Below are 16,578 nucleotides of genomic sequence, written 5' to 3' on the forward strand. Positions count from 1 at the left end.
TACTTGGCATAAAGTTGCAGCAAATAGGCTCTATAATTGTGATTATTGGCGATTAGTTGTTGATATTGTTCTTCACTGCTAACGGGTAAACAAATACTTTTATCTCCTCTGATAGAAACTGCCATGCTTGTAATTTTTACTGAAAATCAATTGATTGTTTGTTGACTTTATCTCAATTTGATTTCTTTTGTGCTTCAAGCCCCATTATCCTGAGTATTTCTACTACCCACAAAATCCGTTAGAACCAGGTCCCGACATAGCAATTGTATTGTGGGCGAACACCGTTCGCCCCTACCAAATATTCATTATCAATTGAAAAGATGCCTCTATACGAATATCGTTGTAATCCCTGTGGAGAATTTGAAGCCTGGCGCAGTATGGCAGAATATAACGCACCGATAAATTGTCCTCAATGTAATCAAACAGCAACCAAAATATTTTCTGCACCCAATATTAATCTCAATTCTCGAAGTTTATCCACGATCGCGCGATCGCAATCTTCTGAACCTAGATTAATCAAACAGGAACAAAAAGAACCCGCTAAACCAAGGTATCAGACTTCTACTGGAAATCGACCCTGGATGGTTTCCCATGCACCAGCGAGGTTTTAAACAAATAAGTTGGGCTTTAGTTTAACTCCTATAATCAACTAACAGCGATCGCATTACTAGATCTTTCTTGACCAGAGAAATTTCCTTTCCGATTCTTTAATCGGCACATCATTAATGCTGGCTTCTCGTCGCTTCATTAAGCCATTTTCGGCAAATTCCCAATTCTCATTTCCATAAGCCCGATACCAAAAGCCCCCATCATCATGCCATTCATATTCAAAACAAACGGAGATACGGTTATCCATAAAACTCCAGAGTCTTTTTTTAAGCCGATAATCTAGTTCTTTTGCCCATTTACGCTGAAGAAAGGCAATAATTTCCTCTCTGCCATTGATAAATTCAGCACGGTTGCGCCACTGAGAATCAATAGTATAAGCAAGAGCTACTTTTTCGGGATTGCGAGTGTTCCAACCATCCTCGGCAGCTTGAACTTTGGCTTTAGCGGTTTCTAGGGTAAAGGGTGGTAGGGGTGGTTTTGTTTCCATATATTGATTACTGATTACTGATTACTGATTACTAATTACTAATTACTGATTATCTTTAAACAAGGCAAGCTTTAAAGTCTTGGCGTAGCTGTTCGGAATCGAGATTACGACCGATAAATACTAGTTCGTTTTTGCGTGTCTCTGATTGTTTCCAAGGACGATCTGGTTTACCATCAAAAATCATGTGGACTCCTTGAAAAACAAAGCGTTTATCTTGATCAGCTACATTCAGGATACCTTTCATACGGAAGATATTAGGACCTTGAGTTTGCAACAATTTGGTTAGCCAACTATTGAGTTTTTCCAGATTCACTTCACCTGATTCAACTATGGCAAAGGAAAAAACAGATTCATCATGTTCATGAGCATCTTCACCCAAAAGTTCCGGTTCGATTTCTAACGCTTTTTCTAAATCAAAAGCCCTAACTCCTAAAACAGAATCCATGTCTACATTGGCATTTTGGGTAGTGTATATTTTCACCATGCCGTTCATTGAGCGGATTTTTTGTTTTAATTCTTCTAGTTCCTCACGTTCAACTAAATCTGTTTTATTCAGCAAAATCACATTAGCAAAGGCAATCTGTTCCTGAGCTTCGTCGCTATCCCAATGGGACCAAATATGTTTGGCATCAACTACCGTAACTACGGCATCTAAATCTAACTGGGTTTGAATCTCTTCATCAACAAAAAAGGTTTGAATGACTGGTGCAGGATCGGCAAGTCCTGTAGTTTCAATTACCAGATGGTCGAACTTATCTCGCCGACGCATCAAGTTACCAATAATCCGAATTAAATCACCTCTAACTGTACAGCAGATACAGCCATTGTTCATTTCAAAGATTTCTTCATCGGTATCAATCACTAACTGATTATCAATTCCAACTTCGCCAAATTCATTAACGATTACAGCAACTTTTTTACCATGTTCATGAGTCAAGATACGATTGAGCAAGGTAGTTTTTCCTGCGCCCAGATAGCCTGTTAAAACTGTAACGGGGACGGCATTATTAGTAATTTTCTCTATAGTTGCAATCATTTTGGTTTGATAGTGTGGGGTAGTTAATTGATTTGTTGAGTAAGCTATCAGCTATTAGCTTTTCATGAATCCGTGTTTAGTTGTCCATTCTCCATTCTCCATTCTTAAACCCTTTGCCAGAAAGAGACTGTTGCCAAATAATTGATTTCCCATCCTGTCCTCCTGCTGCTAAATATTTTCCTGTCGGATGCCAAGCTAAACATGAAAATCCATTGCTGACTCCTTTGAGAGTTTGTATTTGTTTTTTGCCTTGCCAAAGTTGGATATATCCATCGTTGCCAGTAGAGGCGAGAAGTGAGGAATTGGGAGCAAAAGCGATCGCCTGAACCGTTTTTTGATGTTTTAGAATATGGCTACACCATTTGTTTTGAATATATTCCCATACGCTAATTCCCTCCTGACAGGATGCTGCTAATAATGGCAGATCTTTATTCTGCGACCAAGTTACCTGACTTACTTTCCCTGGAAAACCCTGCATCAACCAAGGAGGAGGATTATCCCAGTGGAGCAAAGAAATAGTGCGATCGAGATTCCCTGAAGCTAAATATTTGCCATCAGATGACCAAGCACAATCTAAACTAGCACCAGGGGCTTCTAAGAGATATGGCTTTTGCATCCAGTTTTCACTCTGCCAAACTTTGACCCCACCATGTCCACTGGCAGCTAATAAATTTCCTTGAGGATGCCAAGCTAGGTTAAATACTGATGAATTTTTAAAATCTATAGTAGTAATTATTTTTTGACTATCTGCATCCCAGATCTTTACTTGGCGATTGACCCCAAAAGCTAACAGGTTTTGTTGTGGATTCCAGGCTAAAGAATCAATCCAAGCCTTTTGATGATTGAGAGTAGTAAAAAGTTTAAAACTATGGGAATGCGATCGCCATACTTGAACTTTGCCAGCTTGTCCTGCTACTGCTAACCATTGTCCATCAGCAGAAAAACCCAAACAATCTAAGGAATTATTACTTTTAGAGTTAAGAAAATCAATTTTACCTCCTTGCCATAAAGCTAACTCTCCAGCAGCGGAAACTATAGCTAAGCGATCGCCGTTGGGCGACCAAGCCATGTCTGTAATATATTCAGCAAAACACTTTTTATCGGTTAGCTCAAATCTTTTTTTAGCGATTGATTTAGCAGACACTTAAATTATTAATTATTAATTACTAATTATTAATTCCCCATCAACCCATAACTGCCGAAGAAAGAAAGACTATCCCACAAGATGCGATCGCGCCTCCCGCAAACCGAGTTAAATATTTAGCAGGGATACGTTTAATAGCTTTACTGGCAATAAGATATGTTCCCAGAGAAATTACTAGTTGAATAATAGTAAAACCAATTAGATAGGCAACCATAGGAGTTGGTTCTGCACCAAAAATTCCTTCTCCGTAAGCATAACCGTGAAATATACCAGCTAATGCTGCTAATCCTTCAAGCATTAAGGCATAATTATGATTTTTCTGTTCTTTACCGTAAATTGCCAGTAAAATTCCAAATAATACCACCGAAGCAGCAATAATTATTTCAGGAATGGGTAAATCAATAGAGACTAAATGAACTACCGCACCGATACCTGTAGCGACCACAAATGTAATAGGAATACTAATTCCGCCTGTAATTCTCAAGGCAATTAATCCGCTAGCAATTATAAAAGCTAGATGATCGAAACCAATTACAGGGTGTCCCAAACCCGACATGATGCCTTCAAAGAAGTTAACCGGAAGTTTACCACCAATGGGATGATGCGCCCAGGCTGGTACGGAAATTAATAGTTCAATAGCAACAGTCATTGCTGCTATTGTTAACATACTTAGATATGAATTCTGCTTTAATGATTTCATGTTTATATTTTCTCTTTTTCACCCTTAAATTAAACAAGTAAGAAAACCAGATCGAAGCTCGGATTCATTGAGATTACGACCAATAAATACCAATTCGTTATTGCGGATTTCGCTAGGTTTCCATGGTTTTCCTGGTCTACCATCCAGAGTCATGTGTACTCCTTGAAATACAAATCTGCGATCTTCATCATCAACATTAAGAATTCCTTTCATGCGAAAAATATCCTGTCCAATTGCCTGTACTAATTGATTTAGCCAACGATTGAGCTTCTCCCCGTTGACAATTCCTCCATTTGAGATCGACACAGAAGCGACCGAGTGATCATGTTCGTGAGTATCTTCATCTAAAAATTGAGGGTCGATTGTTAGGGCATTTTTGAGGTCGAATGCACTTATCCTCAAAACTAGATCGATGTCAATATTACAATTAAAAGTAGAATAGATTTTGGCGATCGCATTTATACCTCGAATTTTTTGGGCTAATAACAGCAATTCTTCGGAACTAACCAAGTCAGTTTTGTTAACTAAAATCACATCGGCAAAGGCAATTTGCTCCTGTGCTTCGCTGCTTTGCCAATGATCTTGAATGTATTTGGCATCAACAATGGTAACAATAGCATCTAGTTCTGTTTGCTTGTATAAGATTTCATCTACAAAAAAGGATTGAATTACAGGTGCGGGATCGGCTAATCCAGTAGTTTCAATGATTAAATAGTCAAAGCGATCGCGACGTTCGAGTAATTTACTGATAATGCGAATTAAATCTCCTCTTACTGTACAGCAGATACAACCATTATTCATTTCCAGAATTTCTTCATCAGAATCGATAACTAGTTGATTATCAATACCAATCTCACCAAATTCATTGACAATTACAGCTACTTTTTTACCATGTTCCTGAGTCAAAATATGGTTGAGTAAAGTGGTTTTACCCGACCCTAAATATCCAGTCAGGACAGTTACAGGTATTTTGCTCAGCCTTTTACTTCTCATCTTGTTTACAGTTAATTAACTCGGCAGTGCGCAATTCTAATTCCTTAGCTTCAACCAATTCCGCTTCAATTGCCATCTGTTCTAAAGCGATCGCCCAACGTTGATAATAATCCCAACTAGGATCGTCACGATCATGTTCTGATTCCCATTCCTCAATCGAAGCGATTAGCTCTTGGCGAAAGTCTTCCCACTCATAATGACCTTTTTTAGCTAAAGCCAAAGCCATACCAAAAGCTAACCCTTCCCAGTCGCGGTCAAATTTTAGTTCGCCATTATTTCTTGGTGGTGATTCTTCGCTACCTAGTAAGCTAGTTGCAGCAAAATATTCAAATCTTAATTGCATGGTTATTAATGGACAATAGAGAATGGACAATGAAATTTTAAGCAGCGGTAGGGGAGTCAACTAAAGCTACGCCCATCATGGCTTCTGGAGTAATTAATGCAGCTAATTTCTCTTCGCTCATGCCTTTTGTTCCTTCGGGTTGTTGAGGCAGCACAAACCAACGAATCTGCGCGCTGCTATCCCAAAGTCGTATTTCAGTATCTTCAGGCAATTCCACCCCAAATTCTTTCAGTACTGCTCTCGGTTCTCTAGCAGCTCTGGCACGAAATGTAGGATCTTTGAACCAATAAGGAGGTAAACCCAAGGTAGGCCAAGGATAGCAGGAACAAAGAGTACAAATTACGATGTTATGCACTTCAGCAGTATTTTCAACTACCTTCATGTGTTCTCCCTCTGCACCAGACATTCCCACAGGTAGTCCAATATCGGAGATGGCAGCATTACAATCTTCCAATAGTTTGGCTTTGAATTCCGCGTCAGTCCAAGCTTTTGCCACAATTTTTGCCCCGTTAAAAGGACCCATTTCTGTTTCAAAGTAGTTGAGAACTTGATTAACGGTTTCGCTAGAGATAATACTTTTTTCTATTAGTAGAGATTCTAAAGCGCGAACGCGAGCAGCACTATATATTTCGCGATCGCTATCGTAACTAAAGCCGTCGTATTGAGTCATAAACTCGTTTCTCCTTGCCTATTACCTATTACTTCCTCATCCTTTATCCCTCATCCCTCATCCTTTTCCAGATACGTTTCAAATAAATCGTTGTAGTAAATATTATTGGGTTCTGCCATCTCTCCCCATAATTCGCTGGCTTCAAACTTGACGTTGTATACAGGCATCGGTTCACCTAAACCATCTGTCGTAGGAAAAAAATATGTGTAGGGTGAGTCGTAAACCACATCAATTGTGCCGATTTTTCCCTGAAGATTTCCTGGTAGACGAGTATGTTCTGTGGGTGGAATACTTTTTACACGAATGCGATCACCTACAGCAAATTTAGGCTTAACTGCAACATCTCTTTGAGGTGAATCACCTTCTCTGAGATATTTAATTACTTGTTTGTCGATTGCAGGTTCGGGTTTACTGGGTAAGGGTGCATTGCTTAAATTGCCATCTTCTAAGTAGAGTGCAGTCTTAGCGTCTAGTTCTTCGACCGTAATATATCCTTCATCAATAAAAAAACCAGAAATACCCCCTAGCCATTTTTCGTAATAACGAAATTTAAAATAGTCAAAAGGGTTCATCGCCTCTGCACCCTGACGTAGATGCGCCCAACTCCAAAAACTTTTGAAAGTAGTAGGGACTGTACTTAAAGAATAATCGGGGACGGAATCGGTTTCTAAATGGTTACTTAATGCCATCATCGCCACATGAATACCAAAAATCCGTTCTTCCCAAGGAACGATAAATACTCGTTTTTGGAAATCTATTTCTCCTAGATTTTCTAGTCCTGCTAGATTATGCTGAAGTTTCATCTGATTACTGATTGCTGATTACTGTATAAAGTGATTTGCGATTCGCTCCTACCTAATTACAAACTTATGGCTACGCGAAATCCGAGCGCCCGATTTAAAGAATCGACTGGATAGCCAGAACGGTGCGCCGAACGACAGTGGGATGGTTTATTGGCCCAAGAGCCACCCCGAAGAGTACGCCATGCATGATTACCTCCCCTATTCCATGCCTTGCCATTACTCGGTGCGCCGTAATAGTTTTCGTGCCACGGATCGGCACACCATTCTCGAACGTTGCCATGTAAGTCGTATAAACCAAAGGCGTTAGGCATAAAATTACCTACTTTGGTTGTTCCACCACGATAAGCAATTACTGTTTCCGCAGCATAAGCAAAAGTAGAAGCATAGTCAGCTAATTGACTGGTTAAAGTCTCTCCATAGGCAAAGGGTGTTTGAGTATTTCCTCGACAGGCATATTCCCACTCAGCTTCGCTCGGCAAGCGATATCTCTTCCCTGTCTGAGCCGACAGGAGATCGCAAAACTCCATTGCCTCAAACCAAGAAATACTTTCTACGGGGAGGCTGTCACCTTTGAAGTGAGAAGGATTAAGTTTAAGCTCTCGTTTGACTCTAGGAAATTTTGCTACCTTACGCCACTGTGCTTGAGTTATGGGATATTCACCGAGTAAAAAGTTGGCAACTGTAACTTGATGTAAGGGACGTTCGCGATCGCTGCTATATTTTTCTTTAGCTGTCGCACCCATGATAAATTTCCCCTTAGGTATAGACACCATGGTTAGAGCTTGGAATTCGCCCAAACTTTCTATATGCAGTCTGGCATTATGATAAGTTCTTTCTTTTTCTTGTCCTTTTTGATTTACTTTAATAGTTGAAAAATCAAAGCTGGGCAGATTTGATAAATTAGCATCAGGCACGGTGGCGTTAGAGTGAGTTCCTCGAAGTGCTGTTACCAAACCTACTCCTCCATAGCCCGTCAATTTAATAAGGTTACGTCTTTTCACATTAACTATGATTGTTGAGATTAATCGAGAGGTTTACCATTTTTTGTAGGGTAAGAATTTGCCGCACATAACTATCTGCACGCGATCGCCTTTAGGATCTGGCACTTTATTGACTTCAATTGAAAAGTCGATGGCACTCATAATGCCATCACCAAATTTTTCGTGAACAACTGCTTTTACTGGCATTCCATATACTTGCATGATTTCATAAAAACGATAAATTAAAGGATCGGTAGGTATTTGAGGCTCTAATGAACCTTTGAGAGGTGGGACTGTCAGGGGTTCAGCCATTGATTCTGGTAAACCCAAAGCAGTAACAATTTTGGTGGCTTCGTCTAAGTCTGCACTAGCTTGACGATAGATAACTGATGCAATCCAGGTTTCATCCCGACCAACAGCTACTTCTAAATCTTCAAAGGTAATGCCTTTTTCTTTTTTGGCTGCTAATAGTTTTTCGGTAATTTCTGAGATAGGCATAATTTTTTCTCCTCAATAAACATAAATTCCTAACAAATTAATCTTGTAGGGGCTATTTGCAAATCGCCCCTACGGTTTGATTCTTGCTTCTTCTACTGCCCTAGTTTCACGATACAAATGATCTTCCATTTCTTTTTTTAGCTTTAGGTAATCGGGATGATTCTCCACTGTGGTGCGATCGCGAGGACGAGGAAAAGGCACTTCTAAAACTTCATCTATCCTGGCTGCGGGTCCTTTGGTCATCATGACAATGCGATCAGAAAGTAGTAGGGCTTCTTCAATACTGTGGGTAATCATAATTGCTGTTTTACGCTGTTGTTCCCAAATACGCTCGATCTCGTCTTGTAGAAAACCACGGGTAAGAGCGTCTAAAGCCCCAAAAGGCTCATCCATGAGCAAAATCTGCGGGTTTATGGCTAAAGCTCTAGCTATTCCCACTCTTTGCCGCATTCCTCCTGATAATTCGTGAGGACGTTTTTTTTCTGCTCCTATTAGACCCACTAGTTGAATATTTTCTTTAATTACTCGCTTTTGTTGTTTAACAGGCATCTTCGGATAGACAGTTTCTACAGCAAACTTGATATTGTCTTGTACCGTCATCCAAGGCATCAGGGCATAGTTTTGAAAAACCATCCCGCGATCGGGACCAGGCTTGTCTACTATTTGTCCATCGATCTTCACCTCACCACCAGTAGCTGAACTTAAACCAGCGATAATATTCAGTAGGGTAGACTTACCGCAGCCAGAAGGTCCAATAATAGTGACAAAGGTATTGTGTTCAATATCGAGATTAATATCTTTAATCGCCACAAAATCAGAACTTGCTTGTCCCGTAATTTTATTTAGCCAACCAGTCCTACCAGAAAAAATCTTGGAAATATTTCGCAAGCAGATCTGAGCCTCGGTAAGACTATCTTGAGTCACTGTGTTGGAAGAGAATGAAGTATTAGTCATGATTGTTTGCCGAAAGAAACCAATTTTTCTAGATAGGCAAAGATTTGATCGAGAACAATTCCCACAATGCCAATAATGAAGATAGCTACGAGAATGTTAGGAATATAAAGGTTGTTCCACTCATTCCAGATAAAGTAGCCTAAACCCGTTCCTAATAGCATTTCTGCTGCTACAATTACCAGCCAGGAAATTCCCATACTGATTCGTAACCCAGAAATTATATTAGGTAAAGCAGCAGGGATAATGACTTTAAATATTGTTCGCCATCGTGATGCGCCAAGGGTTTTAGATACATCAAGGTAACTAGGGTCTACGTTGGCTACACCAAAAGCAGTATTAGTTAAGGTAGGCCAAATACTAGCAATGGTAATAATAAATATCCCCGTCAATTCCGAATCACGGAAAAGATAGAGTCCCAAGGGCAACCAAGCTAAGGGTGATACAGGTTTTAGTAGTTGAAAGTAGGGATTAAATGCTTTAAAGGCAATTTTAGAAATTCCTACCAAAATGCCTAAGGGCACAGCTATCAAAGAAGCTAGAGTATAACCGATCGCCACCCGCCTCAAGCTAATCAACAAATTCCAACCTATGCCCAAATCATTAGGACCATTGTCATAAAAAGGATGAGTTACCCAATACCATAATTCTTGAATAGTCAAGGAAGCAGTGGGCATCCCTTTGGCAAACCATTTTAGCTTCGCCCCCATTTCCCAAAACAGCAGAAATATTCCTAACGAAAGCAAGAATAACAATAAAGCCTTAACGTTATCGTTATCAAGTAATTTATTCCCTTTACTATTTTTGATTACTCTTTCTGGCACTACTGTCATTGATCTCCGATCACTGGTAACTACTAACTACTAACTACTAACTACTAACTGAAATTACACGCCATATTTCTTGATTTGTTCATCGATGTATTCCTGAGGTTTTGCAGGGTCAAAAGTATCAAACTCTAGAGTTTCAGTACGATAAATCTCTGCTGGCGGAGTTTGTCCCACTTCCTCGGCTAATTCTCTGGCTAAATCGGTCATAAAGATTTCTTTGCCGACTTCTTCATATTTATCTTCGGCGATCGCAGTTTTTACCTTCCCATCTCCCTGTAAATCCCAACGCACTAGTTGAGAAGAAATCCAGTTAGCAAAACTTTGCCAAGGATAGGGGTCAAAATCAATGCGATCGGGTACTTCTTTAGTGTTGCCCTGACCATCTTCAAAATTACCGGTCAAAACTGCTTCTACTACCTCTACAGGTTGATTTAGAAATGCTCTTTCTGAGATCGCCTGGGCGATTTCGGGACGGTTTGCGGGATCTCTGGCATAGCCCGCAGCCTCGATAATGGATTTATTTAACGCCCTAAAGGTATTAGGATTAGCCGAAATCCATTCATCACTGGCAGCAAAAGCACAGCAGGGATGCCCTTCCCATAGTTCTTTAGTTAACTTGTGAATAAAGCCAGCTTCTTCGTATACTGCTCGCTGATTGAAAGGATCGGGCATTAAGTAAGCATCAATATCCCCCGCTACCAATTGAGCGATACTATCTGGTGGCGGTACGGGACGAATTTTTACATCCTTATCAGGGTCAATACCTCCCGTAGCGAGGTAATAGCGCAATAGGAGGTTATGCATTGAATAGGGGAATGGCACACCAATATTGAAGCCTTTAAAGTCCGCAGGACCATTTACTTTATCCTTGTATTTATTGGCAACAGTAATTGCCTGTCCGTTAATGTTTTCGATACTGGCTAATTTAACTCCAAAGGAAGCTGAACCCAATCCCAAAGTCATGGCGATGGGCATTGGTGCCAGCATATGATAAGCATCTAATTCACCAGCGATCGCCGAATCTCGAACTGCACCCCAGCTAGGCATCTTAACCACTTCGGCATTAAAACCATATTTTTTATAAAACCCTAAAGGTTCGGACATAATAATCGGTGTGGCGCAAGTTATGGGGATAAAGCCAATCCTCAAATCTGTCTTTTCTAGATTTTCTGTTCCAGCAACTTCTTCGAGCGGCTTATCAACAGTTTCTTCTGCTTGTTTGGGGGCACAATTAGTTAAGGTAACAAGGGCTGCACCTACAGCCAAATTCCGTAAGAAACGACGGCGACTAAATTCGCTGTTATAAACCACATCCCCAAAGAATTCCCCAGCCTTTGGTCCAAATGCAGCCGCAAAAGCATTTTCCATGCCTCCTGCTTGTTTGCAGAGTTCTAAAACTAATTTTTCCCGCTTGGGGTCTCCTTTTCCTGCAACCTTGAGTAATAGGGTTTTACGTAGATCAGCAGCATTAACGGCATCTGCCATCTTGAAAGTATCTGGCTTGTAAATACCCATTTTTACCAAATCGCTAATCATATCCACTGGATCTGTCGGCATATCTTCCGCCATAAATTTCCAGTGGTCGGCAGTCATGTGAACACCGCCACACATCATACAAATTAAATCTATCTCGCTCAGATTTCCTCGTTGAGAGTTTATGTTACCCCACTTATCTGTAGCGTTTGCACTTGAGGAAATTACCATAACTGTAATTAATATTTTTCTATGTAAGTAATTAGAACTTTTTTGTTATTCACAGTTTGTAAGTATCGCTACCAAAAAGTACCTTAAAAAATCAATATTTGTTAAATATGCTGATTTGTTGACATAAATATACTAAATTAGCCGATCAATAAAATTTTACTTCGATTAAATATTAATTACTTTGATTTAATTTAAGATACTAATAATCTTTGTAGCTGAACTAGTAAACTTGGACGAGTTTGATTTGTGGGAGGATAAAAATCAAGATCTGCCTCCATTAGATGGTGAGTTTGCTCGCAAATAGAAATTTCATCAATTGAGTTCCAATGCAACCTTTGAAAAAATCGCACGTTGGGCAACTGAACCGTAGCTAAAAAGCGCTCGCATCCCCATGCGTTAGCCGTAGTTACCGCTTTATTAATCAATCCTTTACCAATTCGCCACCCTCTTCGATAATCTCGGTGTACCCCAAGTCTGCCTCCATACCAAAGTCCGGGTTGGGTTTCATAGATCCTGACAACTCCAACAACCTTATTATCGTGATTAATTGCAACAATAGGATAAGCAATGGAGTCATATTCATCGCGATCGCTTGTTGAAAAGATACCTTGTTCTTGGCAGAAAATTTCTTGTCTGAGTCGAAAGTAAGCTTTAATATGAGCAGGTGATAAAGCTAGTTTAAATTGATAGTCTTGTTTCATTTAGTATAGGAACATATAGATTAACCAGGCGAACAGCTATTTACCCTGACGATGATGCAGTTTCAAAGGTAGATAATGCCGAACAAGCACCACATTTAGCACAACCAGCCTTGATATTTTGTGAAGACATACCTACATGATTTAACATTGCACCTACCTTAGAGTAGATGGCGTACATAAATTCGCTGCTGGGGGGTTTGTGATTAGCTAGAGGGGTACCTGTAATGGGAACAAAAGGAACAACAAACGGATAGACCCCTAGTTTAATCAGGCGATCGCAAGTAATAATAATAGTTTCTAAACTATCTCCTAAACCCGCCAAAATATAGGTGCTTACTTGTCCCCAACCAAAAACTTTGACCGCCTCTGTAAATGCTTGGAAGTAATAATCTAAAGAGACTTTGGCTTTTCCTGGCATAATGCGATCGCGCACTTTTGGTTCAATTACCTCAAGGTGCATTCCCAAACTATCAATACCTGCCTCTTTCATCCGTTCAAACCAACTAAAATCATCCGGGGGTTCGCACTGCGCTTGAATAGGTATATTAACCTTAGCCTTTACAGCTTGGGCGCATTCGCTCAAATAAGCTGCACCTCTATCTGTAGTATTGGGTGTACCTGTAGTCATCACTAACTGTTCCACACCGTCTAACTTTACTGCTGCCGCTGCTACTTCTGCTAACTGTTCTGGAGTTTTTCTAGCGATAGTTTTCCCTGCTGATAATGATTGTCCGATAGCGCAAAATTGACAGGATGTGCTTTGATTGTTGTAACGAATACAGGTCTGTAAAACTGTCGTTGCCAGAACGTTATGACTATGTAACAGGGCAATATGACTATAAGGAATCCCATCAACAGTTTGGAAACTATAAAATTTAGGCTGGTGAGGAAATTGAATAGATGCAATACCCTTTCCCGCTTTTTCTAAAACATGAGATTTCTGATAGTTAACAGACTGTTGATGAAACTCAGCCAAGCTATAGTGAGACTGAGCAGCAACATTAGTGTAAACGGGTATCATTACCGTAGTTCCATCGATAATTACTGCTTTGTGATCCGATGGTCCAGCACCACCTTTTCTTCCAGATGCCCCTCGACTAGAGTCAATTAGCTTTATACCTTGCGACTGTAGATCTGTAATTAGTTTTCGCTTGTCCATTGATTTATCAGGGGTAAAGAAGGACTAGAATCGTTTAGGATTGGTTCATTAGATAACCTTGCCAGTGATTGTTGATCGGTAGCTTCAGTTGATTGATTAAAATTATCCTTTTGAGAATTAATTTGTTGACAGACATTATAAGAGTCTTGGTTTACTTCTAATTGCAATAGATCGGGACGAGAATAATGTCCTACAGAATCCATCATGCGTTTGCGTTTAGTTATCAGAGAGAAATCTAGATTGGCGATCGCCATTCCTTCTCCTTCTGTTATGGGTTCACACAGGGGAACCCCTTCAGGAGAGATGATTGCGGTGTAGCAACCACCAGTTAAAAATCTTTGTAGGTTTTCATCAGGACAGATTTCAGTAACTTGTTCGGGATTTAGCCAACCAGTAGAATTAACCACAAAACAACCAGCTTCTAAAGCATGATGTTTAATAGTTACCTCAGTTTGTTCTGCAAAAATTTGTCCGACCATCGAACCGGGAAACTGGGCGCAGTGTATTTGTTCTTGCTTAGCCATTAGGCTATATCTAGCCAGGGGGTTATAGTGTTCCCAACAAGCTAAAGCACCTAATTTACCAACAGCCGTATCTAATACTTGCAATCCTGAACCGTCTCCCTGTCCCCAAATCATGCGTTCGTGATAGGTAGGGGTAATCTTACGACGTTTAAGTAGCAGACTACCATCCGCATCAAAGATTAACTGAGTGTTATACAGCGAACCCCCATCTCGTTCATTAACTCCCAAAACAACTACCATACTGTTAGCTGTAGCTGCTTCACTTACTGCTTCTGTAACAGGACTAGGAACTGATACCGCTTCTTCGTACAAGCGCATATGTTCTTTCCCCATCAACACTGGTGGCTGAATAAAAGAGAAATAAGGATAGTAAGGGATAAAAGTTTCAGGAAAAACAATTAACTCTACTCCCTCTTTAGCGGCACTAGCGATCGCTTTTAAAACTTTCTCGGTAGTTCCTTCTCGGCTGTACAACACAGGAGATATCTGTACTGCTGCTGCTTTGACAATACGTGAATAGTCCATAATTTTAGAGGGATGAGTAACAAAGAGCGAGTAGTAATTACTTACTTTTTAGATTAATATTCTGAACTTTTCCTTATCGTTCATCCTTCATCCTTTATCTATGTTGTCCAGGTATCAAGTATGAACGCACCCTCTTTACGGTGAAGTAAAACAATATCCAAAACATCTAAAGGATTAATGGGTGTAATACCAGGAATCAGAGAAGGTTCACCATGTCCGTATAATGCTTGCAATGCAAAGCGACAAGCATAAACTTTTGCCCCCTCTTCCATGATTTTGATTAGCTGGTTATTCATCGCCTGATGTCCAGGAAAAGATTCATCGCCAATCTTGGGAAAGCCTCGTTGTATTCCTAATGTTACTCCTGGTCCATATAACAATACTGAAGTCTCAAAGCCTTTACGAATCAAGCGAGTGGCCTGTAATAGGTTTACCAAACCAATTGAACCCTCAAAAGCTACGGTATGAAAAGTAACCAATGCTTTTTCTCCTGGTTCAGCTTTAACATCGGGAAATACTTTTTCTTCGTAATCTACAAAATAATCACCAGCTTTGTGTGCGGGGGTAGTAACTTCAGGCATAATTTATATTCCTCTAATGTTTATTTATCTGTAGGGGCAGTTCGCGAACTGCCCTTACGAGCCTATCGCAGCTTCGTTAACAGCCAACAACGTACCTGGATAGGCATATTTCATCTTGTTGGCGATATAATCAGATAGATATTCGGCATCTCTGGCTATTCCTGAAAATCTTCCCGAACCCCAGGTATACAGCCAAGGAAGACCTAAGAAATACAACCCGTTAACGCTCGTAACACCGCGTTCATGGCTAGGATAGCCTTTTCCATCAAATACCGGAACATCTACCCAGCTAAAGTTAGTTTGATAACCAATACACCAAATTATTGATGTTATATTTGCTTGTTTGTAATTAAATTTCAAGACTTCTGTTTCTGGCTCCCATATTGGTTGATATAGTGATTCGGTAGGTGCAGATATCTGATTTTTGGTAATGTATTCATCAATGGTTTTTTTGATGCTTTCGGCTACTTCATCGGCGCGATCGAGGTTCTGTTTTAGATTAGGCTTGAATTTCAAGTTATTTCCTTGAATATCTTTTAACGAACCATATAGTTGCATTCCTTCTATAGCAAAAGTTCTCAAGTCAATTTCATGACCGCCACCACGACCAGTAACATAGTGGTTAGTCTTGTTTCTGACATTCTCCCGATCGGGATGATTATCAACAGTTAGATCGTAGTATCCTAGTCTATCTAGCCAATCTACTACATCTTTACCTCGATATTGGCGAGGCGATCGCGGTGCGCTACCAACACAGAGATGCACTTTCCTGCCAGCTAAATGTAGATCTTCAGCAATTTGACAGCCAGATTGTCCACTACCGACTACTAATACTTCTCCCTCAGGTAATAACTCAGGATTTTTATATTCAGAAGAATGTAGTTGAACTATATCTGAAGCAAACTTTTCAGCCATTCTGGGTATTTTGGCTTGATGATAGCTTCCAGTAGCAATTACAACCTGATTTGCTGTATGATTGCCTATCGAGCTAGTTATTTCAAACAGTCCTTGAGAATTATTTTTCTTGACTGAAAATACCTCTACTCCTGCTTTAATTGGTGGGTTGAAAGATTTGGCATAATCTTGAATATATGCAACAATTTCATTTTTTGCCATAAAACCATCAGGATCATTACCTGAATAGTGATAGCCGGGGAGAGTACATTGCCAATTAGGTGTTACCAGGCAAAAAGTATCCCAGCGTTTCTGTTGCCAAGCATAACCTACATAATTTTTTTCCAAGACAATGTGGTCGATGCCCTTCTGCTTCAAACAATAACTGATTGAAAGACCAGCTTGACCGCCTCCTACAACTATTACGGGGTAATGCTTTTTCATGG

General features: G+C 40.1%; 19 protein-coding genes. 1 reads left to right on the forward strand and 18 read right to left on the reverse strand.

What is annotated here, in order from left to right; translation table 11 throughout:
* Window positions 1-320: 320 nt before the first annotated feature.
* Window positions 321-611, forward strand: a complete 291-nt coding sequence (locus PLEUR7319_RS0101430; protein WP_019503422.1) for an FmdB family zinc ribbon protein — start codon at window positions 321-323, stop codon at window positions 609-611.
* Between the two features lie 56 nt (window positions 612-667).
* Here the strand turns inward: PLEUR7319_RS0101430 and PLEUR7319_RS0101435 are convergent, their stop codons facing one another.
* The 18 genes from PLEUR7319_RS0101435 to PLEUR7319_RS0101520 all read right to left on the reverse strand — a co-directional run bounded on the left by PLEUR7319_RS0101435 (window position 668) and on the right by PLEUR7319_RS0101520 (window position 16,576).
* Window positions 668-1,096 (reverse strand): nuclear transport factor 2 family protein, encoded by a 429-nt coding sequence (locus tag PLEUR7319_RS0101435; protein WP_019503423.1) that lies wholly within the window; start codon window positions 1,094-1,096, stop codon window positions 668-670.
* Window positions 1,097-1,151: 55 nt separating this feature from the next.
* Window positions 1,152-2,132 (reverse strand): GTP-binding protein, encoded by a 981-nt coding sequence (locus tag PLEUR7319_RS0101440; protein WP_019503424.1) that lies wholly within the window; start codon window positions 2,130-2,132, stop codon window positions 1,152-1,154.
* A gap of 76 nt (window positions 2,133-2,208) precedes the next feature.
* Window positions 2,209-3,276: a WD40 repeat domain-containing protein gene (locus PLEUR7319_RS0101445; RefSeq protein WP_019503425.1), complete on the reverse strand. Its 1,068-nt coding sequence runs from the start codon at window positions 3,274-3,276 to the stop codon at window positions 2,209-2,211.
* 40 nt (window positions 3,277-3,316) lie between these two features.
* The gene (locus PLEUR7319_RS0101450) at window positions 3,317-3,943 is read right to left on the reverse strand and encodes a HupE/UreJ family protein (RefSeq protein WP_019503426.1); all 627 of its coding nucleotides are present in this window, start codon (window positions 3,941-3,943) and stop codon (window positions 3,317-3,319) included.
* 57 nt (window positions 3,944-4,000) lie between these two features.
* A complete protein-coding gene (locus PLEUR7319_RS0101455) occupies window positions 4,001-4,969 on the reverse strand; it encodes a GTP-binding protein (protein WP_019503427.1) in 969 nt (322 codons plus the stop codon).
* Window positions 4,959-5,312, reverse strand: a complete 354-nt coding sequence (locus tag PLEUR7319_RS0101460) for a nitrile hydratase accessory protein (protein WP_019503428.1) — start codon at window positions 5,310-5,312, stop codon at window positions 4,959-4,961. The genes PLEUR7319_RS0101455 and PLEUR7319_RS0101460 overlap by 11 nt, the downstream gene beginning before the upstream one ends.
* Window positions 5,313-5,349: 37 nt before the next feature.
* Window positions 5,350-5,982: a nitrile hydratase subunit alpha gene (nthA, locus tag PLEUR7319_RS0101465; protein WP_019503429.1), complete on the reverse strand. Its 633-nt coding sequence runs from the start codon at window positions 5,980-5,982 to the stop codon at window positions 5,350-5,352.
* A 50-nt stretch (window positions 5,983-6,032) separates the two neighbouring features.
* Window positions 6,033-6,785, reverse strand: a complete 753-nt coding sequence (gene nthB, locus PLEUR7319_RS0101470; protein ID WP_019503430.1) for a nitrile hydratase subunit beta — start codon at window positions 6,783-6,785, stop codon at window positions 6,033-6,035.
* Between the two features lie 56 nt (window positions 6,786-6,841).
* A complete protein-coding gene (locus PLEUR7319_RS0101475) occupies window positions 6,842-7,786 on the reverse strand; it encodes a formylglycine-generating enzyme family protein (RefSeq protein ID WP_019503431.1) in 945 nt (314 codons plus the stop codon).
* Between the two features lie 33 nt (window positions 7,787-7,819).
* Window positions 7,820-8,263: a cyanase gene (cynS, locus tag PLEUR7319_RS0101480; RefSeq protein WP_019503432.1), complete on the reverse strand. Its 444-nt coding sequence runs from the start codon at window positions 8,261-8,263 to the stop codon at window positions 7,820-7,822.
* Between the two features lie 69 nt (window positions 8,264-8,332).
* Window positions 8,333-9,217 (reverse strand): ABC transporter ATP-binding protein, encoded by an 885-nt coding sequence (locus PLEUR7319_RS0101485; RefSeq protein WP_019503433.1) that lies wholly within the window; start codon window positions 9,215-9,217, stop codon window positions 8,333-8,335.
* On the reverse strand, window positions 9,214-10,047 hold the full coding sequence (ntrB, locus tag PLEUR7319_RS0101490) for a nitrate ABC transporter permease (protein WP_019503434.1): 834 nt from the start codon (window positions 10,045-10,047) through the stop codon (window positions 9,214-9,216). Before ntrB ends, PLEUR7319_RS0101485 begins: the two co-directional genes overlap by 4 nt.
* Before the next feature lie 54 nt (window positions 10,048-10,101).
* Window positions 10,102-11,748 carry a CmpA/NrtA family ABC transporter substrate-binding protein gene (locus tag PLEUR7319_RS0101495; protein ID WP_019503435.1) on the reverse strand — a complete coding sequence of 549 codons (1,647 nt, stop codon included), beginning with the start codon at window positions 11,746-11,748 and terminating at the stop codon, window positions 10,102-10,104.
* Between the two features lie 191 nt (window positions 11,749-11,939).
* Entirely contained in the window at window positions 11,940-12,449 is a 510-nt protein-coding gene (locus tag PLEUR7319_RS0101500) for an MSMEG_0567/Sll0786 family nitrogen starvation N-acetyltransferase (RefSeq protein WP_019503436.1), read from the reverse strand.
* 40 nt (window positions 12,450-12,489) lie between these two features.
* The gene (locus PLEUR7319_RS0101505; protein WP_019503437.1) at window positions 12,490-13,608 is read right to left on the reverse strand and encodes an MSMEG_0568 family radical SAM protein; all 1,119 of its coding nucleotides are present in this window, start codon (window positions 13,606-13,608) and stop codon (window positions 12,490-12,492) included.
* Window positions 13,590-14,657 carry a Nit6803 family nitrilase gene (locus tag PLEUR7319_RS0101510; RefSeq protein WP_019503438.1) on the reverse strand — a complete coding sequence of 356 codons (1,068 nt, stop codon included), beginning with the start codon at window positions 14,655-14,657 and terminating at the stop codon, window positions 13,590-13,592. The genes PLEUR7319_RS0101505 and PLEUR7319_RS0101510 overlap by 19 nt, the downstream gene beginning before the upstream one ends.
* A gap of 98 nt (window positions 14,658-14,755) precedes the next feature.
* Window positions 14,756-15,238, reverse strand: a complete 483-nt coding sequence (locus tag PLEUR7319_RS0101515) for an MSMEG_0572/Sll0783 family nitrogen starvation response protein (protein WP_019503439.1) — start codon at window positions 15,236-15,238, stop codon at window positions 14,756-14,758.
* Window positions 15,239-15,292: 54 nt separating this feature from the next.
* Window positions 15,293-16,576, reverse strand: a complete 1,284-nt coding sequence (locus tag PLEUR7319_RS0101520; RefSeq protein WP_019503440.1) for an MSMEG_0569 family flavin-dependent oxidoreductase — start codon at window positions 16,574-16,576, stop codon at window positions 15,293-15,295.
* Window positions 16,577-16,578: the final 2 nt, after the last annotated feature.

Origin of the sequence: Pleurocapsa sp. PCC 7319, assembly GCF_000332195.1 — a bacterium.
GTDB lineage: Bacteria > Cyanobacteriota > Cyanobacteriia > Cyanobacteriales > Xenococcaceae > Waterburya.